25 protein-coding genes and 1 tRNA gene are annotated in these 17,975 nt (G+C 39.0%); 20 read left to right on the forward strand and 6 right to left on the reverse strand.

What is annotated here, in order from left to right; genetic code table 11:
• Position 1: 1 nt before the first annotated feature.
• Complete coding sequence (locus MBBTH_RS03250; protein ID WP_116591623.1) at positions 2-1,141, reverse strand: aldo/keto reductase; 1,140 nt, start codon at positions 1,139-1,141, stop codon at positions 2-4.
• Between the two features lie 191 nt (positions 1,142-1,332).
• Here MBBTH_RS03250 and hypA point away from each other — a divergent pair, with 191 nt between their 5' ends.
• From hypA to MBBTH_RS03300, 10 genes are all read left to right on the forward strand, one after another.
• Positions 1,333-1,710 (forward strand): hydrogenase maturation nickel metallochaperone HypA, encoded by a 378-nt coding sequence (hypA, locus tag MBBTH_RS03255; RefSeq protein WP_116591624.1) that lies wholly within the window; start codon positions 1,333-1,335, stop codon positions 1,708-1,710.
• Between the two features lie 15 nt (positions 1,711-1,725).
• A complete protein-coding gene (gene hypB, locus MBBTH_RS03260; protein WP_116591625.1) occupies positions 1,726-2,379 on the forward strand; it encodes a hydrogenase nickel incorporation protein HypB in 654 nt (217 codons plus the stop codon).
• A gap of 20 nt (positions 2,380-2,399) precedes the next feature.
• The gene (locus MBBTH_RS03265) at positions 2,400-3,431 is read left to right on the forward strand and encodes a DUF354 domain-containing protein (RefSeq protein WP_116591626.1); all 1,032 of its coding nucleotides are present in this window, start codon (positions 2,400-2,402) and stop codon (positions 3,429-3,431) included.
• A gap of 52 nt (positions 3,432-3,483) precedes the next feature.
• Positions 3,484-3,556 (forward strand) — tRNA-Ala (locus MBBTH_RS03270).
• Between the two features lie 38 nt (positions 3,557-3,594).
• Positions 3,595-4,677, forward strand: a complete 1,083-nt coding sequence (locus tag MBBTH_RS03275) for a hypothetical protein (RefSeq protein WP_116591627.1) — start codon at positions 3,595-3,597, stop codon at positions 4,675-4,677.
• Positions 4,678-4,686: 9 nt separating this feature from the next.
• A complete protein-coding gene (locus MBBTH_RS03280) occupies positions 4,687-5,145 on the forward strand; it encodes a DUF1890 domain-containing protein (RefSeq protein ID WP_116591628.1) in 459 nt (152 codons plus the stop codon).
• A 1-nt stretch (position 5,146) separates the two neighbouring features.
• Positions 5,147-5,461: a DUF1894 domain-containing protein gene (locus MBBTH_RS03285; RefSeq protein ID WP_116591629.1), complete on the forward strand. Its 315-nt coding sequence runs from the start codon at positions 5,147-5,149 to the stop codon at positions 5,459-5,461.
• Positions 5,458-6,402, forward strand: a complete 945-nt coding sequence (locus MBBTH_RS03290) for a methionine synthase (protein ID WP_116591630.1) — start codon at positions 5,458-5,460, stop codon at positions 6,400-6,402. Before MBBTH_RS03285 ends, MBBTH_RS03290 begins: the two co-directional genes overlap by 4 nt.
• A 14-nt stretch (positions 6,403-6,416) precedes the next feature.
• Positions 6,417-6,962 carry a zinc ribbon domain-containing protein gene (locus tag MBBTH_RS03295; RefSeq protein WP_116591631.1) on the forward strand — a complete coding sequence of 182 codons (546 nt, stop codon included), beginning with the start codon at positions 6,417-6,419 and terminating at the stop codon, positions 6,960-6,962.
• 132 nt (positions 6,963-7,094) lie between these two features.
• Complete coding sequence (locus tag MBBTH_RS03300; protein WP_116591632.1) at positions 7,095-7,586, forward strand: hypothetical protein; 492 nt, start codon at positions 7,095-7,097, stop codon at positions 7,584-7,586.
• Between the two features lie 232 nt (positions 7,587-7,818).
• Here MBBTH_RS03300 and cobM read toward each other — a convergent pair whose 3' ends face one another.
• Entirely contained in the window at positions 7,819-8,571 is a 753-nt protein-coding gene (gene cobM / locus MBBTH_RS03305; RefSeq protein ID WP_116591633.1) for a precorrin-4 C(11)-methyltransferase, read from the reverse strand.
• A gap of 84 nt (positions 8,572-8,655) precedes the next feature.
• Between cobM and MBBTH_RS03310 the strand changes: the two genes are divergently transcribed.
• The 6 genes from MBBTH_RS03310 to MBBTH_RS10985 are packed head-to-tail and all read left to right on the forward strand — an operon-like array spanning position 8,656 to position 10,873.
• Positions 8,656-9,048 (forward strand): hypothetical protein, encoded by a 393-nt coding sequence (locus MBBTH_RS03310; RefSeq protein ID WP_116591634.1) that lies wholly within the window; start codon positions 8,656-8,658, stop codon positions 9,046-9,048.
• On the forward strand, positions 9,045-9,542 hold the full coding sequence (locus MBBTH_RS03315) for a class III signal peptide-containing protein (RefSeq protein WP_116591635.1): 498 nt from the start codon (positions 9,045-9,047) through the stop codon (positions 9,540-9,542). The genes MBBTH_RS03310 and MBBTH_RS03315 overlap by 4 nt, the downstream gene beginning before the upstream one ends.
• Before the next feature lie 16 nt (positions 9,543-9,558).
• Positions 9,559-9,930, forward strand: a complete 372-nt coding sequence (locus MBBTH_RS03320) for a carboxymuconolactone decarboxylase family protein (protein ID WP_116591636.1) — start codon at positions 9,559-9,561, stop codon at positions 9,928-9,930.
• Between the two features lie 8 nt (positions 9,931-9,938).
• The gene (locus MBBTH_RS03325) at positions 9,939-10,190 is read left to right on the forward strand and encodes a hypothetical protein (protein WP_116591637.1); all 252 of its coding nucleotides are present in this window, start codon (positions 9,939-9,941) and stop codon (positions 10,188-10,190) included.
• 8 nt (positions 10,191-10,198) lie between these two features.
• A complete protein-coding gene (locus MBBTH_RS03330; RefSeq protein WP_116591638.1) occupies positions 10,199-10,504 on the forward strand; it encodes a hypothetical protein in 306 nt (101 codons plus the stop codon).
• Positions 10,505-10,873 (forward strand): hypothetical protein, encoded by a 369-nt coding sequence (locus MBBTH_RS10985; RefSeq protein ID WP_207773317.1) that lies wholly within the window; start codon positions 10,505-10,507, stop codon positions 10,871-10,873. It begins immediately after the preceding gene.
• On the opposite strand, the gene MBBTH_RS03340 is transcribed toward MBBTH_RS10985, so the two are convergent.
• From MBBTH_RS03340 to MBBTH_RS03355, 4 genes are all read right to left on the reverse strand, one after another.
• Positions 10,870-11,631, reverse strand: a complete 762-nt coding sequence (locus MBBTH_RS03340) for a TatD family hydrolase (RefSeq protein ID WP_116591639.1) — start codon at positions 11,629-11,631, stop codon at positions 10,870-10,872. The two genes, MBBTH_RS10985 and MBBTH_RS03340, sit on opposite strands and share 4 nt — an antisense overlap.
• A gap of 2 nt (positions 11,632-11,633) precedes the next feature.
• On the reverse strand, positions 11,634-12,398 hold the full coding sequence (gene uppS, locus MBBTH_RS03345) for a polyprenyl diphosphate synthase (protein ID WP_116591640.1): 765 nt from the start codon (positions 12,396-12,398) through the stop codon (positions 11,634-11,636).
• A 19-nt stretch (positions 12,399-12,417) separates the two neighbouring features.
• A complete protein-coding gene (gene mtxX, locus MBBTH_RS03350; RefSeq protein ID WP_116591641.1) occupies positions 12,418-13,134 on the reverse strand; it encodes a methanogenesis marker protein Mmp4/MtxX in 717 nt (238 codons plus the stop codon).
• A gap of 78 nt (positions 13,135-13,212) precedes the next feature.
• Positions 13,213-14,592 carry a 2,3-diphosphoglycerate synthetase gene (locus MBBTH_RS03355; protein ID WP_116591642.1) on the reverse strand — a complete coding sequence of 460 codons (1,380 nt, stop codon included), beginning with the start codon at positions 14,590-14,592 and terminating at the stop codon, positions 13,213-13,215.
• Positions 14,593-14,637: 45 nt separating this feature from the next.
• On the opposite strand from MBBTH_RS03355, the gene MBBTH_RS03360 reads away from it, so the two are divergent.
• From MBBTH_RS03360 to MBBTH_RS03375, 4 genes are all read left to right on the forward strand, one after another.
• Positions 14,638-15,354, forward strand: coding sequence for a UPF0280 family protein (locus tag MBBTH_RS03360; RefSeq protein WP_116591643.1), 717 nt, complete (start codon positions 14,638-14,640; stop codon positions 15,352-15,354).
• A 150-nt stretch (positions 15,355-15,504) separates the two neighbouring features.
• Positions 15,505-15,792: a UPF0058 family protein gene (locus MBBTH_RS03365; RefSeq protein ID WP_116591644.1), complete on the forward strand. Its 288-nt coding sequence runs from the start codon at positions 15,505-15,507 to the stop codon at positions 15,790-15,792.
• Between the two features lie 127 nt (positions 15,793-15,919).
• The gene (gene comA / locus MBBTH_RS03370; RefSeq protein ID WP_116591645.1) at positions 15,920-16,690 is read left to right on the forward strand and encodes a phosphosulfolactate synthase; all 771 of its coding nucleotides are present in this window, start codon (positions 15,920-15,922) and stop codon (positions 16,688-16,690) included.
• Between the two features lie 27 nt (positions 16,691-16,717).
• The gene (locus MBBTH_RS03375; RefSeq protein ID WP_116591646.1) at positions 16,718-17,968 is read left to right on the forward strand and encodes a methanogenesis marker 16 metalloprotein; all 1,251 of its coding nucleotides are present in this window, start codon (positions 16,718-16,720) and stop codon (positions 17,966-17,968) included.
• Positions 17,969-17,975 lie beyond the last annotated feature (7 nt).

Raw genomic sequence — 17,975 nt, forward strand, 5'->3', positions numbered from 1 at the left:
CTCATCCGTATGGGGTGAATCCTTGCTCAAAGTGTTCGCACACCTTTTCAAGCATTTCCGGAATGTCTATTTTTTGAGTGCAGTGGTCAATGCATGTGCTGCAGTATGTACACTCGTCAGCAGGAACCTTCTCATCGGCCAGCTTGTCAAAGTACAATCTGTAGATGTCGGATTCAGGCTGGTTCTTGCTTGTGTTGTATAGATTGAAATATTCAGGGATTGGAATCATTTCAGGACATGCGTCAACACAGTATCCGCATTCGCTGCATGGAACTGCAACGTTGTCGGCCAGCTTTAGAGCCATCTTTTCCAAAAATGAGTTTTCCTCATCGCTTAAGACCTCAAAATTCTCATAGGTGTCGCAGTTATCAATCAAATCCTCCATTTTGCTCATTCCGCTTAGAACTATTTTAACGTTTTCAAGGGATGCGCAGAATCTGATTGCAAAGCTTGCAATGGACTTGTCCGGGTTGAACTCTTTGAAGTCATTTTTTATCTCATCATTTGGATTTACAATCACTCCTCCTTTCAATGGTTCCATGACATAGACGTCAAGTCCGTGTTTGACACACAGGTCATAACATTTGTGGGCTTCAATTGACGGATCCTCCCAGTCAAGGTAGTTGAGCTCCAGTTGGACTATGTCGAACATCTCTCCGTATTTGTCGAGAACTTCTTCAAGCAGGTCTGATTTGTCGTGGAAACTGAATCCAATTTGCTTTGCAACTCCGTTTTCTTTCATCTTTTTGACATATTCAAAGGTGTTTGCATTTATTGCGTTTTTAACCCATGGTCCGTTGATGTTGTGAATGAAGAAAACGTCAAAGTATTCAATGCCAAGTCTTTCAAGCATTTCGTTGACGAACTTTTCATTGTCTTCCTCGCAGGTCAGAGCCCATGTCGGCATTTTGTCACATATTCTGAAGGATTCACGCGGATACCTTTCAACAACTGCCTTTCTGATTGCAACTTCGCTCATTCCGTTGTGATAAGCATAGGAAGTGTCAAAGTAGTCATATCCTTTTTCCATGTAGATGTCAACCATTTCGTTGAACAGGTCCTGATTGATTGATGTGGGGTCGTTCTTATCGGTCAGGGGCAGTCTCATGCAGCCGAAACCGAATTTTGATTTGTAAGTCATAATACTATCTCCTAATTATTATTAATTTTTTAAAAATATTATATTTAAATGTTGCCAACATCAACATTTATTTAAAAGATTTAAAAATTATACTTTTTAAGTATTACTTCAATAATACTAATATATTAAATACTTTTATTAATGGATAAAACTAAATTTATAGTATTAATGTTTTATATAGGAGTTGTAAAATGCACGAATTATCTATGGCTCAAGGCATTATCAATGCGGTTCTTGAAACTGCAGAGGCAAATAATGCAACTGAAGTAAATGAAGTCACTGTTGAAGTTGGAAGACTCGCAATGATAAATCCAGAACAATTGGAATTCATATTAGGAGTTTTGATTGAAAATACAATTATGGAAGATGCAAAAATTGTTTTTGAAGAGATTCCAGCTGAAATAGAATGTAATGACTGCAATTTCCATGGTGAAGCTATATTAGATGATAGTGACCACTACGCTCCACTCGTCAAATGTCCTGAATGTGACAGCTTGAGCGTAGAGACCTTAAATGGAAAAGACATTGTTGTAAAAAATATTGTTATTGAAAAACCTGACGATAATTAGATTGGAGGCAAAAATATGCACCAAGTAGCTGATGTAGAAGTAGCAAAAAATATTATGGATGCTAATAAGAAATTAGCGGATAAAAACTTAAAAAATTTGGAAGATAAAGACATTTTCTGTGTTGATTTTGTAGGAGCAATCGGTTCCGGTAAAACAACACTTGTCGAAGAGATCATTGACAATACTGATTATAAGATTGGTGTTCTTGCAGGAGACGTAATCTCAAAATTCGATGCAGGACGTATAGAAAAGCATGATGTGCCTGTTGTAGGTTTAAACACTGGTAAGGAATGTCACTTAGATGCACATTTAGTGGGTCACGGACTTGAGGACCTGCCTTTGGATGACCTTGACATGGTCATTATCGAAAACGTGGGTAACTTGATTTGTCCTGTGGACTTCGAATTGGGTTCACACTTGAGAATTGTCGTTGTGAGCGTTACCGAAGGTGACGACACTGTTGAAAAACACCCAATCATTTTCCAGACATCTGATGTGGTTGTAATCAATAAGGTTGACCTTGCAGATGCCGTTGGAGCTGACGCTGACAAGATGGTGGCTGACGCTCAAAGATTAAACCCTAATGTTAAAGTAATTAAATCCAGTTTGAAAGAAGGAACTGGATTGGATGAAATTATTGCTGTAATTGAAGAAGCAAAAAATAGTTAAGTTTTAATTCAGGTGGTTTCATGAAAGTATGGATAGATATTTCAAATGCTCCTCATGTGAGATTTTTCAAGGACGTAATAAAATATTTGGAAGCTGAAGGTGAGGATGTAATAGTCACTGCTAGACAATTTGGTGATATCCATAAACTGATGGAAATGTATGACATTGACTTCATATCAGTCGGAAAACATGGCGTAAGCCTTTACGATAAGTTAAGGGAAAGTACTGAAAGGGTGTACAACCTTGTGGACATCATAAATGGCGAAAAGGTGGATGTCGCCCTTAGCAAGCATTCCATTGAACTTCCTAGAATCTCATTTGGTTTAGGAATTCCAAGCCTATACGTTTTGGACAATGAGCATGCGCTTGCAGCCAACAAGCTGACCCTTCCGTTATGTGACAGGATTATCACACCGAAAATCATCGACATGTGGAAACTGATGAAATTCGGAGCAGATCCGAACACTATCATATCCTATGATGGAACCTCAGAATTAATGCACTTCAAAAGCTTTGAATATAATGACAATGTGTTTGATGACTTGAATCTTGAATTGAAACATCCAAAAACAATTTTGATGAGGCCGGAACCTTCACTTGCATCATACCTGAACACAGACTGCAGAAAATCAGTCTTGTCCCCTATTGTTGACGAGTTGAAGAATGTGGCCAATATTCTGATTCTTCCAAGGTTCAAGGAACAGGCTGAAATATTTGAGGGCATTGAAAACGTCTCAATTTTGAAACCGCCGGTTGACACATCAAGCATCATTAAGAAGTCAGATTTGGTTATTGGTGCCGGAGGAACAATGAACAGGGAAGCTGCAATCCTTCAGACTCCTGTAATCTCCTGTTATCCTGGAGAAACATTGTCCGTTGACCAGTATTACATCAACAAGGGACTGATGTTCAGGTCCATCGATACCGATGAAGTGATTGAAAAGGCACTTGACCTGATTGTCAAACCTCATGAGGAAATCGATGTTAAGACTGATGACTTGTTCCAGGTGATTATTGATAATTTATATGATTTGGCCAAAAATGGCAAATAGTTTTTATAGTAAAATAATCATATAATTTAGTATAGTATTAATTTGTTTTATTGGGCTGGTAGCTCAGATGGTAGATCGTCGCCTTGGCATGGCGGAGGCCCCGGGTTCAAATCCCGGTCAGTCCATTTATTTTTTTAAAATAAGATAGAATTGTGATTAAAATATGTTGTTAATTGCTCAAAACCACTTACAGTTAATTGTAGAAGTAGCGGTAATGCTATTTGTCACATGGGTGTTTGCTTTGAATTTAATCCCATTGTCACTCAGTGTGGTTACCTTCCTGTCACTGTTCCTGATGGGCGGTTTTACATTGATATTTGCAGGGGACATCGCACTTTTGGTATTGTCCTCGAGTCAGGCGGAATTTACGCATCCATTCGGACCGATAGCGTTATTGGGTACCGTTGCGGCTTTGGCATCATTGAAGGTGATGAAGGAATCGGGAGTGGACATACGGCCACTTAGAAGGTTCGTTATTCTTTTCCTTGCAGGTATAACAATATTCGGAGGATTAATGCACAGGTCATTTTTAATCTTATGGTTAATAGGATTGTTCTTCGGCTATTTGATAATATCCAAATCATTCAGGGAAAAATCAATATTCACCGCAAAAAGAATTGGAATGTTCCTGGGTGCTGCGGCAGTCGGTTTCGTTCTTCTGGAAGTGGTTGCAAGAGTGAGTGGAATGACAATTTTCTCACCATTGCTTAGGTTGGGAAGGATTGAACAGTACTCTGCATCAAGTATTAAGACAGTATTGAGCAATATACAATTGATAGGACACAATGCCAATGCATCCTACTGGGGAGCGGAAGGTACGGCATTTGCGGAGGGTTACATTACATTACCTATGCAGCTGGTATTATTCTTCGGTTTGCCTTTCCCAATGTTTTTCGGTATATTGGTTAACCAAAAGGATACAATCGACTATATGCTTCCAGGTATCTTCGGATACGGTTTTGACTTCGGAATATTGGGATTAATCGGATTAATGGTTTTCGTGCTTGGAACCATCATAATTGGTTTTAAAGTATTGAAAATGTACAGAGAGAAAAGAGAAAAGAACAATAAGAAGTATCTCGGTAGGGAAGTATTGCTAACCGGTGCCCTTGCAGCATTCTGTGCACAGGCATTAGTTGGAATGTTCATATTTAACAGGTCCATCAACGGTATGGCATTGTTGACGTTTATTTTCGTAGGTACATTGATTTTAGCTAATGTGGTTACATTAAAGACAAGATCATGAGGTAATTATATGAAAGCTTTAGTTTTACTTGGATGTCCTGAGACTCCATCACAAACTCCAATGGCCGTTTATGTATTCAATAAATTAACAAAGATGGGATATGATACAACCATTGCGGCAAACCCCGCAGCCAAAAAATTGGTCAAGATATCAGACCCTGAAAATTATTATAATCTTAACCTAGTGGATTTAGAAAGGCTTCTTGGCGAAATCAATGAAGGAGATTTTGACCTGTTGGTTGGTTTCGTTCACAAAGACGCTGCCGCATCATTTTTCGTAACATTTGAACAGATCATTCAATGCAAATCCATTGCACTGGTATTCTCAAGGGATGCAGATGAGGTGGCTGAATTTGTAGAAATGATTGAAGAGAGTGGCAGCAACGCTTTGATTACCGCAGTAAGAGCTTTCCATAATCCGTCACCGATTAAAGTTAAATTTGACAGAGCAATTAAGGAGTTCGAATAAGATGTCATTCTGTTTAGACACATACTTACAACAATCAGATAATTATGAAATCCATGCATCAAAGGCAGGTTTCAAGGACTGTGCAATGATTATCAGATTCAAGGCTGATGACATAGTCTACATCAAACCTGGCGATGAGGTGTTGGGGGTTAGAGTAATAGGAATCCCTCCGATACCAATAGGTTTTGACAATGAAAAAGGAACAGTATTCCTGCCATACACTAAACCTTGTCACGGAACCTCCGTTGTGGAATTGCCGATTGATGAGGAAGAAGTAGAAAAAATCAGAAAATTAGATACCGGTAATAAAAAATGAAATCCACTGTTGTCGGAAGCTTCCCAGTTGAACTGAAAAAGGAATCTTCCACTAAAAATAAGTTATTAAGTGCTCTTGGAGCATATGATCCGTATAAACAAGCTATAAAAGATAGTGTTATCTCTCAACTTGATGCCGGAGTTGACATAATCTCCGATGGTCAGGTCAGGGGAGACATGGTCTCTATTTTTACTAAATACATTCCCGGAATGAAAATCGAGGAGGGAAACACTGTAATCGTTTCCAAAATCGTAAGACCAATTCGGGAAATATCCATCAAGGATTTGCAATATGCAAAGAAGGTCATGAAAGACTATTATAATGGAAACATTCCTGAAGGAAAAGGCGTTAAGGGGATAATTACAGGCCCTAACACCATTGTGCACTCTTCCAGAATCCAGTTCTTCTACAAGAACAGGGAAGATGCCATAATAGATCTTGCACACAGCCTTAAGCATGAGGTTAATGCCATTGTCAAAAAGGTGGAGCCCGTCTACATCCAGATTGACGAGCCCTTCCTCTCCACAGGCATGGTGGACATGAAGGTCGCCAGTGAAGCCATTGACATCCTTCGCGAAAACCTTGAAATCCCATTGGCAATGCATGTATGCGGAACACTTGACGGTGCATTCAAGGATTTGGCAAAGTTCAATGTGGACATTCTCGATATGGAATTTGCGGGAAATAACGTCAACATAAACGTCTTGGAAGAGAATTCCAATCTGATTCATAACAAGATTATAGGATTCGGATGTGTCGATTCATCAGTCAACACAGTGGACAACATTGATGAGGTTGACGACTTGGTTATCCGTGCAATCAATATTGTTGGAAAGGACAATCTGATATTGGATCCTGATTGCGGTCTTAGAAGAGCCCCAAAAGATGTGGCATTTGAAAAGTTAAGAATCATGAATGAAATCAAAGACAAGTACAGCTAGTCCTTGGGGTTAAAATGACAGAATATTGCAGCAAATGCGGTGAAAAACTAAAGGAAAACGCATTATTCTGTGCCAATTGCGGCGAAAAGGTTCCAAATAGGAATAAAAAATTTCCAATTAAGTATATTATTTTGATAGTTATTGTGGCTATTGTTGCTGTTGCAATTGCCTCAACTCTTTTTATACCCGGTCCGACCCAAATAGTGAAGGTGGATGACGTTGAGTTCCAGCTTCCGGCAGATTATGTCATGGAACCGGACAGGACAGAAGTCAGCATAGATGAAAACGTGAAGTCAACTGCAATGGCTTGGAGTAATGAAAAGTACTTTATAGAGATTGGCGTTACAAAGACTCCAGGTTCCGGCTTTGACAGTGAGGAGGTTGCCGCAAGCCTGGAAGGAACACCAACCAAGATGTACGGTTACAGTGGATATTACTTGGAATATGAAAACCAGGGAGCAGCATTCATATTTGGACTTAAAGACGAGGTCTGCATGATTTATGTGAGCCATCCTGATGCATTTGATGATGTAAAGGTAATTGGTCAGGTTTATGAATAGATATTGAGTTTTTTTTTGGTTTGGGTATTGTCCCTATGATCTTTCATATAAACATGTGTTATTTATATACATTATAAATATAAGTTAAACACATATTTTTACACAAAGATTGAATTAAAAAAGAGGCCAATTATGAATAATAAAAAAATAATAATCTTATTTGTACTGATAATATTCACAGTAGGTATGGTGATGAGTGCAGCTTCAGCAAGCCACACATTCAAAAAAGGAAAATATAAAGTAACAGTATCAGATAAAACATATAACAAAATAAAAAAAGGAAAAAAAGTCATAAATAAGAAAGTAGGGACTAAAAAGAAAACTAAATGGGTTACAAAAAAAGTGAAAACATATGAATCATGGATTGATTCGGATGGGAACTTGTATAAATCCAAATCTTGGAATCCTTATAAAAAATTAGGATATAAAGCTAAATATATAAAATCTGTTTGGAAATATTATGATGATGGGGATATTTGTTGGGAGTACTATAAAGTACCTAAAACCATTAAAAAACCAGTTTACATGCACATTTATGCTGATTGGACGGGAGATTTGGAACATATGAAATATACTGGTAAAATTAAGGTTGAATTAGATAATTGCAAATATCTTTGTTTTTAGAAAAGTGTTACATTATGTAACACTTATGTTATCCTTTTTTTAGTTTAATTTATTTTACTTCCGTTATGAATATAATAATTATTAATTTTCATTTAAAACACTACTAATTTTCCAGTATTTTCATCATTTCTTGCTTTAGACTCTTTAAAAAAAGTTGTGAGGACTTGATTTCAAGCCCTATTTTTGTGGATGGTTTTTTCATGGTGAAAATGAGGGGTGGTGTTTTCCTCATTTAACGATATTCGTGTTTGAAGTTTTTGTCATATAGCTTGGACGCATTAAAGTCGCCAGGGTCTAGGACATCTCCCACCACAATCATTGCAGTCTTTGTTATATTGGCATCTTTCACTTTTTCTGCAATATCCTTGAGGGTTCCTCTAATTATTTGCTGGTCAGGCCAAGTTGCCTTTTTGACTACTGCAACAGGTGTAGTTTCCTCATAACCTTCAAGCAATTCATCCACCACTTTGTCAATCATGCCTATTCCCAAAAAGATGCACATGGTTGCATGATGCTTTGAAAAGCTTGCAATACTTTCTCCGGCAGGTTTAGGTGTTCTGCCTTCAGGACGGGTAATGATTACACTTTGTGAGATTTCAGGCAGGGTCAATTCAGCTTCAAGGACGCTTGCGGTACCGAACAGTGAACTTACACCTGGGATAATCTCATATTCTATGTCATGCTTTTTGAGCTCACGGATCTGTTCGGCAATTGCACCGTAGATTGATGGGTCTCCTGTATGCACACGTGCAACCAGTTTGCCTTCATTGACTGCTTTGGTGATTATTTCATCTGTTTCGTCTAAATTCAAATAAGCACTATTGTGTATTTCACAATCGTCACGGGCAGGGCATAATACGTCCTTGTTGACGAGTGAACCGGCATATATAATAACATCGGCTTCTTCTATGACTTTCCTTCCTTTGACGGTGATTAAATCAGGGTCTCCCGGACCTGCGCCAATAAAAATAACTTTACCTTTCATGGTATTAGTTTTATTTCCAATATTATATAAATATTGATTTTAATTCAATGCAAACTTTATTAATCGTTAAAATAATTAAAAAATATGGATGATAAAGGTTTTATTTCAATAGAATACTTGTTTGCATTATTCATAATTGTCATTATTGCCTGTGGCATGTTGTTTTTCACACAGGCCTCCTTATCGTCAAGCTTCAATATTGAGGATGGCGCGTCACATAGGATGATTCTGGATAGCGTTGCAAACCAGATTGCTCAGGTGAACTCGAATGGTGTGGGATACTCCAAGATAATACGGTTGCCGTCGGACATGGGCTATTATGAGCTCACCTTCAATAAAAACAGGCTGATAATGGAATATGATGGCAAGAAGGGAGAGACAATAATTCCCATAGCGAACATTGACCATGATACGAGACTGGTCAGTGGAAGGAGTTACATGATTACAAAGACGGATGAGGGGATTGTGATAACATGATGGAAGACAGGGCGCAGATTTCAGCGGAATTTCTGTTTCTGATGGGGGTTCTGATACTGATTGTGATGCTTTCAATAGCCTTTGTGGCTCAGGAGCAGGAATTGTCCCAGGCCATGGCATCGGCAAGAAACGGGGTGAATGAGGGTGTCGGCACATCATCAAGCGCAATCTATCCGGAAGACACTTACAGGGAATATTCGACTGCAAAAGAATCTTTGCTGTATCCCTATTCCGTGGAGATTGTAAATGTCTCATATACCGATATGGGATATGATAAGAACTTTGAGAAAAGATGGATACAGTTCAAGGTATACGCTAAAACCTCAGAAAGGTTTGATAATGATGAATTGGTTTCAATAGGCGACAGGATAAACTATAATCTAAGGAAATCCATTGCAATCAGCTTCAATTCTACCCCGTCAACCAACAGACTATACAATCCCGTATTCTCCCAGCACTATGTCTACACCACCGCTAATGTTAAATGGGTTTGAGTATATATTCTTAATCATGTCAAGGTATGAAAAGGGAAAAGAAGTTTTAGAGGCAATTCAGGAAAGGTCTGTTGAGGAAATATTTGAGGGTCTTGAGGACATCGCGCCGGACATGTCAAGATTCGTGGTCGAGTTTCCCTATGCGGAAATATACACCCGTGAGGAGGTTGACTTGAAAACACGTGAATTGTGTACCGTTGCTGCACTGACAGTCCTTGGAACAGTTCCCCAATTGAAGGACCACATCAACGCAGCGTTGAATGTGGGAAACTCCCCAACTGAAGTTGTTGAAATCATAATGCAGATGAGTGCCTATTGCGGATTTCCAAAGTCAATCAATGGTGTGGTTGCCGCTAAAGAGGTATTTAAGGAAAGAAATCTAATATAGTGAGAAAAATGTATGAACTGGATGGAATCAATATTTCAGATTTGAATTACGACAGGGTCTGTCTTAACTGCAAGCATTGGCAGGTCAATGTCCAAATCAGAGGTCCGGCAGATGGTGTAATATGTAGATTGGGCAGGGGACATACTGAGCCTACAGACACATGCCCCGAATTTGCACTGAACAGCACATTCGACAGCCTGCAGGACCCGAACAAGTATCAAGACAAGTCAAAAAAGCTTTATGTATTTAAGAATCTTTAGGTGTTATGATGACATTTGATGAGGTTGCCTCTAAACTGCAGTGCGAACTTGCGGACATAATCATGAACCGGAAGGAAGTCAACGAATACGAACTGATCGTCTACAAGTATCTCTTCATTACGGAACTGAAGATACCTGTCCATGAGGATTTGGGCGTTGAGATTGTCGAGGATTCATTTGTATTGTATCTGATTCCCGACGGTTTGGAATTTGAAGTGATTCGCAGACTGGATGATGCCTTTGATAGGTTTAGAATAACTTTCATGCCTAACGATTATGGTTTAGTAAAATTAAAATTTGAACTCAGTGATTGAATGTATAACGAAGAAGAAAAACAACAGTTAATGAATGATTTGGTTGAGATGGAAACGTTCCAGGCAGACACAGGTGATGAGGGCAAGATCCTGCAGGAGGACCTGAAGAAATACTTCATAGACGGTGAAGGCGATAAGGAGGATTTGATCTTTAGGCTGGAACTGTATTTCTATGCATTCAAGCTGTTCTGCAGAAAGGACATTGTAATCTATAGGAATCAATTCACAGTATACCTGAACGATTCCCTGCTTGACTATCATTTGATTAATCTGGTAAAACAAGATTTAACGGATTTCGAATTGGAAATCGAAGCCGTTAAGGAAAACAATGAAGTGCTGATTAACCTAAATTTCATTCTGCACTTTTAAATTTTGAAAATTTTACGGGCATTGTTGGTGGTTATCTCATCAACGGTGCTGACATCCATATTTTTTATCTCAGCTATTTTATGAACGGCCTTAACAACGTTTGCAGGCTCGTTTCTCTCTTCTTTTGTCATTGCCAAGTACGGACTGTCTGTTTCGGTCAGAACATAATCAAGGTCTATTTTCTCAATCAAATCCTGGTGATGCTTTGAATAGCACAGCATTGTTGAAAAGCTCATGTATGAATCGTCACGGTTCATTATCCTTTTAGCGGTTTTCAAGCTTCCGCCATAGCAGTGAAAAACAAAATACGGGATGTCGTCATAGTCTTCAATGATGTTGACCGCCTTTTTCTCGCAATCCCTTACATGCATCACAATAGGAACCCTATATTCATTGGCAAGTTCCAGAAAGCTTTTGAATATTTCCTGTTGCCTTTCGCGCAATGCCTTGTCGGTGACATAGTAATAGTCCATTCCGACCTCACCAACTGCTAGAATTGAGTCAAGATTATTGTGTATGTTCTCATGGGCGATTTTCAAGTCTTCTTCACTTGCATTTTGAGAACTTACAGGGTGAAAACCAAAAGTGGGATAAATGAATCCTTCATAATCCTTTGAAAGCTGCAATACCTTCATGTTGCTTTCATTGCTGTAACCGGAAACGATAACGTGGTCAAGCTTGTCCTTTGCTCTTTTGATGACATCCTCACGGTCATCATCAAATTCCTCAAAATCAATGTGGCAATGTGTATCAATCATGATTATACACCAAAACGTCTTTCTCTTTCCTGGTAGGACCTGATAGCCCTTATGAAATCGACTTTTCTGAGTTCCGGCCATAAGGTTTCACAGAAGTAAAGTTCTGAATATGATGATTGCCATAGCAGGAATCCGCTTAAACGTTCCTCACCGCTTGTCCTTATGATAAGGTTCGGATCGTCTAATCCTCCGGTGTAGAGGTTTTTGCTTACAAGTTCCTCATCTACATCGTCTATGGTGATTTCGCCTGCTTGGACTTGCTGGATAATCTTTTTGAATGAGTCTATGATTTCCAAACGCCCATCGTATCCAATAGCTATGTTAAATAATCTTTTATCGTAGTGGGCGGTTGCATCCTCAGCTTCCTTGATTGCCTCACGCACGCTTTCAGGAATCAGTTCTGTCCTGCCGACAACTTTAACCTTCACTTCGTTTTTGTGTATCTTTTCGTGGTCAACCAGTCGTTTGAAGTTTTTAACGAAGAGTTTCATCAATCCTTCCACTTCATGCTGAGGTCTGTTGAAATTTTCTGTTGAAAAAGCGTATACGGTTATGATTTCGATTCCAAGTTCGATACTCCAGTCCAGTACCTTTTCCAGTGTGTCCACTCCAATTTCATGTCCCTTAATAACGTCCATGTTTCCCTGGAGCTTGGAGTAACGTCTGTTACCATCCATGATTATGGCTACATGCTTAGGCATCTTCTCCGGTTTCAAATCACGACTGATGTACCATTCATATAGCCTATAAAGAATATTTTCTGCCATTTCAATCCCTTGAATCTAGTTAATCATGTTCGGCTAAATCATTGACTAAGATTAGGCTGCGAACATATCCTTCAATGCTTTGGTCTCGGCTTGTATCGATGTAGGTTTTGTCTATTCCAAAGGTTACGGCACCGTAGCTCGGCCAAGAGTTCAGTAAAATAAGTGTTCTGAATATTATGTTTCCAACTCTGCCGTTTGGCGCGATAATAACGTTGCAGTTGTCTTTCATTGCTTTTTCAATAAGGATAAAGTAGTTTGTGACATCTTCTGATGTTTCTTCAATCATTTTTGTTAGTTTTTTTGCGTCCTTGATTGAATTGGAAACTTCACTGCCTCTTCCGAAATCATCTTCTCTTCCTTCTGCAAGGACTGCAATTTTAGGGGTTTTGCCAAGTTTTTTAAGAAAATCACAACAGTTCATTGCTATTTCAAACTTGTCCTCAACGCTCACGCCCTCATCAATACCGACTGGTGACAATAGGAATTCATAGTCTTTTCCATTAACATATGTGGCTCTTGATAAATTAGGGTAGTGTTCTTTGAGTTCTTTCATGATATTAGATGCTGGAAGTGATCCACGGACTACACCATCTATTTTATCATCTAAAACTGCTTTTACTAAGTCCTCATCCTTATATATTAATTTAAGTTCTGTTTTTGGGTGTTTTTCTTTAAAAATATGACAAGCCTGTATTATATTTTCGTTTTCACCAACACCAATAGCTATTGTTTTCATTAATTTTTAATATGTATTTTAATATAAATTAAAGTTTTCTAAAATTGTGGTGTTTTTTGATATTTTTAAAAAAAGAATTTATGATGATTTGTTAAAATCATCAATTGCTGAGTCTACCAATTTGATAACTGATTCACTTAAATCAGGGTATGAATCGTTTATGGCAACTGGAATGTTGTCACAGTAGACCACTTCCAATCCATGGGCTATTGCGTCCTTTGTTGCAACGTCAACTGCTGCAGCCTTAAGTTCAGTCAGCATAACGTCCGCATCATCCATGTATTTTGCCATGTCCTCCCTCAGGAGTGGCCTGTTGGAGAGATGTGCGGTTGTTCCGATTACTTCACAGCCGTAGTTCTCCTCAAGGTAGTCAACAAGCTTGTCCTTGACGTCTTCAGGGGCGGTTGTTGCAAACAATACCTTCTTGCCTTCGATGTTGTCAAGAGGCTTTGGCCTGAAGACTGTTGATATTACGGTTGCATCAGGGTTTACATCAGCTACAAACTCCTCAATCTTTTTAAGCTTTTCATCATCACACATAGGCTCTTCGCACATTGTCAGAATGACCAGATCTCCAAGCCCCACCCTGTATGGTCCGAAGTAGGTTGTGAGGTTTTCAATCGGTTGGTTTGCACCTATCAATGCTATTTTCCTGTTTGTTTTTATTGGAGGGATTGCAGCTCCGCTTCCCTCGAAAATTGCGAATTTGGAGTCAACCTCATTTGCAAGCCTTGCTCCCTTTTTCATGTTGGTGAGAAATACCTCTCCTGCCATTCCTCCGCCGCAGCGTCTGCATCCTATGGTGAGGATTCTGCTCATGAGTGCATCCTCCCAGTGGTCGCTTGCGGCATGGACTCCTTTTTCGGACTGTTCAAGAAGGAATTCCGCATTGATTTTCAGCTTTTCGCCGTGAACTATTTCAGGATCTTCCGGTCCTCCCCTTCCCATTGCAATGACACATGGCTCGTAGCCGTTTTTGTCAATCAGTCTGGATACGAAACCTGATACGGCTGTTTTTCCGATACGTTTTCCGGTTCCGAGAATTGTGATTGACGGCTTTTCCATTATGTCATATTGTGATGTGGCATCGAACTTGAAGTCAGGTCCCTCATATGATATTCCCTCATTGAGAACCTTGCATGCTATCTTGAACCTTTTAGGATAGTCGAGAATTGGCTCGTCACTCAAGTCGAATACTGTGTCAATGTCATATTCTCTTATCATGTCCACAATGATATCGTATGGTATGTCCTTGTCCTTGGCGAATTGGACTGGAATTCCGAGCTTTTCAGAGTATGATTCCTCAGAATCGTCCCTTAGCTTTTCGGTTCCTCCTATAAAAACTGCACCTGCGATATCGATGTGTTCTATGTTGTTTAGGGTATCTATTGCTTCCTGAGTTACTGGTAGATAATGTTCACCGTCAACTAAACAGAGCATTTTAGTTAAAGCTTTCATAATATTTAATATAGTTTTAATAGCTTATAAGTTAAATTATTAAATATGCAATCTAGTGAAATTGACATTGAAGAGACACATATTCGCCTAACGACAGATGTATCAAAGCATGACTTGAGGCATTATATTTACAACTTAAGGTCAGATTTGAAATCATACATCAATCGCAATCAGGATTTTCTATTGTCCATTGAACCGATTGCCAAAAGAGATGAAAATTTGCCGGTGATCATTGACAGGATGATTGAATCTTCAAGTCTTGCGGATGTCGGCCCCATGGCATGCGTTGCCGGAACGATTTCCGAATTGTCACTGGATTATCTGATGGAACATGATTCCAGATATTCAATTGTTGAAAACGGCGGTGACATTGCTCTTGTCAATGACCGGAAGGTCCTGTGCGGGATATATTCCAACAATCAGGTTTTGGGAAATAATATCGCTTTTGAAATTAGGCCCCAAAGGGGCAAGCTTGGAATTTGCACATCCTCTGGAAAGATTGGCCATTCGATAAGCTTTGGCGATGCGGACAGCGTCACCGTAATATCAAAATCCCCATCACTTGCAGACGGGCTTGCAACAAGGATTGCTAATGATGTTTACGGTAATACCAGTGAGGATAAGGTGGCTAATGCAGTTGAATCCGCTGAACAATATAGGGAATTTTTCAGGGGTGTCTTGATAATTTCACAAAATCACGTTGCAACTGTGGGCAAAATTCCGAAAATTGTTGAAACATCAATATTTGATACTAAAAAATAATTCTATGATATGTTTTATTAAAATATACTTGAAAAACACAACTATATTTGAATGCAAAATTTAAATATAAGTAGTTAATAATATTAATGTATAAGATTTAAGGAGTTAATTTTTAACTAACTGAAATTAGTTAATATGGGTTAGATATCTATGTATAAAGACGAAATGATACAATTACATCAATTTTTAGTATATGTTTTAAAATATTTAGCTGAAGATGACCAAATTACCAATGACTGCAGTGAATATATCACCCTGAAAATTAGTCCACATCATATTCACAAGACCAAGGCAGAGCACAAGCATGCCATTTTTGTTTTATGCAAAATCATTTCTCAGGTAATTGCAGACAAGGAAAACAATTCCATACCTGAAAATGTCCGTAACTCCCTTTCCGATTTAGTCAGAAGATCTGAAGAGGAAATGGGTTCATCTTAAATCTTTCTATTTTTATATCTTTTTTTATTCTTTAACTGTTTTTGAAAAGCAAAATCTTAAAAAGTTTTATATACTATTATTACTTATTTATCTATAATATTGAAATCAACATAACATGTGTGATATTTTGAAGTCATTCGAATTTTTATCTAAAAAAAGAGAGGAAAAACCAAGGAGCTGCGGCTTGACAATGGTTTTGGACAAGGGACTTGGTCTCCAGACAGCGGAAAGCCTAATGGAGATTTCAGGAGAATACGTTGATTATCTTAAATTTGGATGGGGAACATCCATAGTTCATGAGCAGGAGATAATAAAATCAAAAGTTGAAATGTATCAGTCACATGACATACAGGCATATACCGGAGGAACACTATTCGAATTGGCCTATATGAACAATAAGCTAGAAGAGTTCTTCGAAGAAGCTCATAATTTAGGATTTAAAGCAATTGAGGTTTCCGACGGTTCAATATCCATTCCTCATGAAAGCAAAGTGGAATGCATCGGGATGGCAAAGGATGAAGGATTTGAGGTATTGTCAGAAGTGGGCAAAAAGGACCCGAACCTTGACAAGGAACTCACACTTGACGAGAGAATCCAATACATGCAGGAGGAGCTTGATGCAGGTTCATCACTGATTATAGTTGAGGCAAGGGAAGGCGGAAAGAATATAGGCATATTCGACAAGTCAGGAAATGCAAAAGAGGATGAGATAGACTACATCTTGGATAATTTTTACGCAAGTAAAATATTGTGGGAAGCCCCAAACAAGGACCAGCAGGTGTTTTTCATCCTTAAGCTTGGAAACACAGTCAATCTGGGAAACATTTCCAGTGATGACATAACCTCCCTTGAAACCTTAAGAAGAGGACTGAGGGGAGACACTGTCGGCAAGATTTAATCATATTTACAGTTAGAGGGTGTGTAAATGACTCAAAGAACAATCAGCCAAATCAATGAAAGGATTGAAAATGACGAAGCCAATATCTACACAGCAGAGGAATTCAAAAAGCTCATCAAGAAAGGTAACGCTCCTGATTTTGAGGAAGTCGATGTAGTCACCTGCGGAACTTGTGGAGTAATGAGCGGAACCGCAGCAATTTTGAATTTCATCATATCTCCACCGGGAGAGTTCATAAGGGCAAGCGAAGTCTATATGAACGGAGTTCCGGCATATGCTGGACCATGTCCAAACGAATGGCTCGGATCAGTTGACGTGATACTTCATGGAACCGCCCATTCAATACATGATGAGAATTATGGTGGAGGATTCCTTTTGAAGGATTTGCTTGAAGGCAAATCAGTCGATGTGAGAGTGGAAAGTGCCGACGGCAAGACAATTGAAAACTCGATAACCATTGATGACATCACAAGGGGTCAAATTATAGGTGCCCGTATGGCATTCAAGAATTATACTGCATTCACAAATCCGAATAATGAAGCGGTCAAGTCAATATTTGCAGCAACACCTCTTGAGGGAAACTTATCCGGTTTGACATTTTCAGGATGCGGAGACCTGAACCCGCTTCAAAACGATATTCCTCACAATGTAATTAAAGAGGGTTGTAGGGTTTTAATAAACGGTGCCCAAGGTTATATTCTGGGTGATGGGACAAGGTCAAGTGCTGAAAAGCCAAACCTGATGCTTTCAGCAGACTATAAGCAGATGGATCCGTATTACATCGGTGGATTTAAGACAGGTCAAGGCGGAGAGATATATGACACGGTTGCAATACCTATTCCTGTACTGAATGAGGAAATCTACAGTAACCTCCTCGTGACTGATGACATGATAGACCTGCCGGTTGCAGACATCAAGGGACGTCACCTGCCATTGGACAATACGGATTACGATAAGATGTGGGGTGGCCATGACTTAAGGCCAAAATTCGACGATTCCAAATGTTCAAAATGCGATTCATGTTCCGTTGAAAGCGTCTGTCCGACAAATGCGTTTAAGGACAGGAAACTGAACATCGCACATTGTTTCGGATGTGGAATGTGTGCCAACTTCTGTAAAAACGATGCGTTCGACATGAACACAGGAGATGTTGATTTGAAGATTAATGGAGAAAATGTTAACATTCCAATTATCTGTAGGCAATCAGACAGATTGAGGGGAAACAAACTGTCATTAAAACTCAAGCAATTAATTGAAAACAATGAATTTAAACTGTAGGCGGTAT

Origin of the sequence: Methanobrevibacter thaueri, assembly GCF_003111625.1 — an archaeon.
Lineage (GTDB): Archaea > Methanobacteriota > Methanobacteria > Methanobacteriales > Methanobacteriaceae > Methanocatella > Methanocatella thaueri.

What these genes read in the sequence shown, in the direction of transcription:
- MBBTH_RS03250 (WP_116591623.1), bottom strand. Translation starts at nt 1,141, where the DNA reads ATGACTTACAAATCAAAATTCGGTTTCGGCTGCATGAGACTGCCCCTG.
- hypA (WP_116591624.1), top strand. Translation starts at nt 1,333, where the DNA reads ATGCACGAATTATCTATGGCTCAAGGCATTATCAATGCGGTTCTTGAA.
- hypB (WP_116591625.1), top strand. Translation starts at nt 1,726, where the DNA reads ATGCACCAAGTAGCTGATGTAGAAGTAGCAAAAAATATTATGGATGCT.
- MBBTH_RS03265 (WP_116591626.1), top strand. Translation starts at nt 2,400, where the DNA reads ATGAAAGTATGGATAGATATTTCAAATGCTCCTCATGTGAGATTTTTC.
- MBBTH_RS03275 (WP_116591627.1), top strand. Translation starts at nt 3,595, where the DNA reads ATGTTGTTAATTGCTCAAAACCACTTACAGTTAATTGTAGAAGTAGCG.
- MBBTH_RS03280 (WP_116591628.1), top strand. Translation starts at nt 4,687, where the DNA reads ATGAAAGCTTTAGTTTTACTTGGATGTCCTGAGACTCCATCACAAACT.
- MBBTH_RS03285 (WP_116591629.1), top strand. Translation starts at nt 5,147, where the DNA reads ATGTCATTCTGTTTAGACACATACTTACAACAATCAGATAATTATGAA.
- MBBTH_RS03290 (WP_116591630.1), top strand. Translation starts at nt 5,458, where the DNA reads ATGAAATCCACTGTTGTCGGAAGCTTCCCAGTTGAACTGAAAAAGGAA.
- MBBTH_RS03295 (WP_116591631.1), top strand. Translation starts at nt 6,417, where the DNA reads ATGACAGAATATTGCAGCAAATGCGGTGAAAAACTAAAGGAAAACGCA.
- MBBTH_RS03300 (WP_116591632.1), top strand. Translation starts at nt 7,095, where the DNA reads ATGAATAATAAAAAAATAATAATCTTATTTGTACTGATAATATTCACA.
- cobM (WP_116591633.1), bottom strand. Translation starts at nt 8,571, where the DNA reads ATGAAAGGTAAAGTTATTTTTATTGGCGCAGGTCCGGGAGACCCTGAT.
- MBBTH_RS03310 (WP_116591634.1), top strand. Translation starts at nt 8,656, where the DNA reads ATGGATGATAAAGGTTTTATTTCAATAGAATACTTGTTTGCATTATTC.
- MBBTH_RS03315 (WP_116591635.1), top strand. Translation starts at nt 9,045, where the DNA reads ATGATGGAAGACAGGGCGCAGATTTCAGCGGAATTTCTGTTTCTGATG.
- MBBTH_RS03320 (WP_116591636.1), top strand. Translation starts at nt 9,559, where the DNA reads ATGTCAAGGTATGAAAAGGGAAAAGAAGTTTTAGAGGCAATTCAGGAA.
- MBBTH_RS03325 (WP_116591637.1), top strand. Translation starts at nt 9,939, where the DNA reads ATGTATGAACTGGATGGAATCAATATTTCAGATTTGAATTACGACAGG.
- MBBTH_RS03330 (WP_116591638.1), top strand. Translation starts at nt 10,199, where the DNA reads ATGACATTTGATGAGGTTGCCTCTAAACTGCAGTGCGAACTTGCGGAC.
- MBBTH_RS10985 (WP_207773317.1), top strand. Translation starts at nt 10,505, where the DNA reads ATGTATAACGAAGAAGAAAAACAACAGTTAATGAATGATTTGGTTGAG.
- MBBTH_RS03340 (WP_116591639.1), bottom strand. Translation starts at nt 11,631, where the DNA reads ATGATTGATACACATTGCCACATTGATTTTGAGGAATTTGATGATGAC.
- uppS (WP_116591640.1), bottom strand. Translation starts at nt 12,398, where the DNA reads ATGGCAGAAAATATTCTTTATAGGCTATATGAATGGTACATCAGTCGT.
- mtxX (WP_116591641.1), bottom strand. Translation starts at nt 13,134, where the DNA reads ATGAAAACAATAGCTATTGGTGTTGGTGAAAACGAAAATATAATACAG.
- MBBTH_RS03355 (WP_116591642.1), bottom strand. Translation starts at nt 14,592, where the DNA reads ATGAAAGCTTTAACTAAAATGCTCTGTTTAGTTGACGGTGAACATTAT.
- MBBTH_RS03360 (WP_116591643.1), top strand. Translation starts at nt 14,638, where the DNA reads ATGCAATCTAGTGAAATTGACATTGAAGAGACACATATTCGCCTAACG.
- MBBTH_RS03365 (WP_116591644.1), top strand. Translation starts at nt 15,505, where the DNA reads ATGTATAAAGACGAAATGATACAATTACATCAATTTTTAGTATATGTT.
- MBBTH_RS03375 (WP_116591646.1), top strand. Translation starts at nt 16,718, where the DNA reads ATGACTCAAAGAACAATCAGCCAAATCAATGAAAGGATTGAAAATGAC.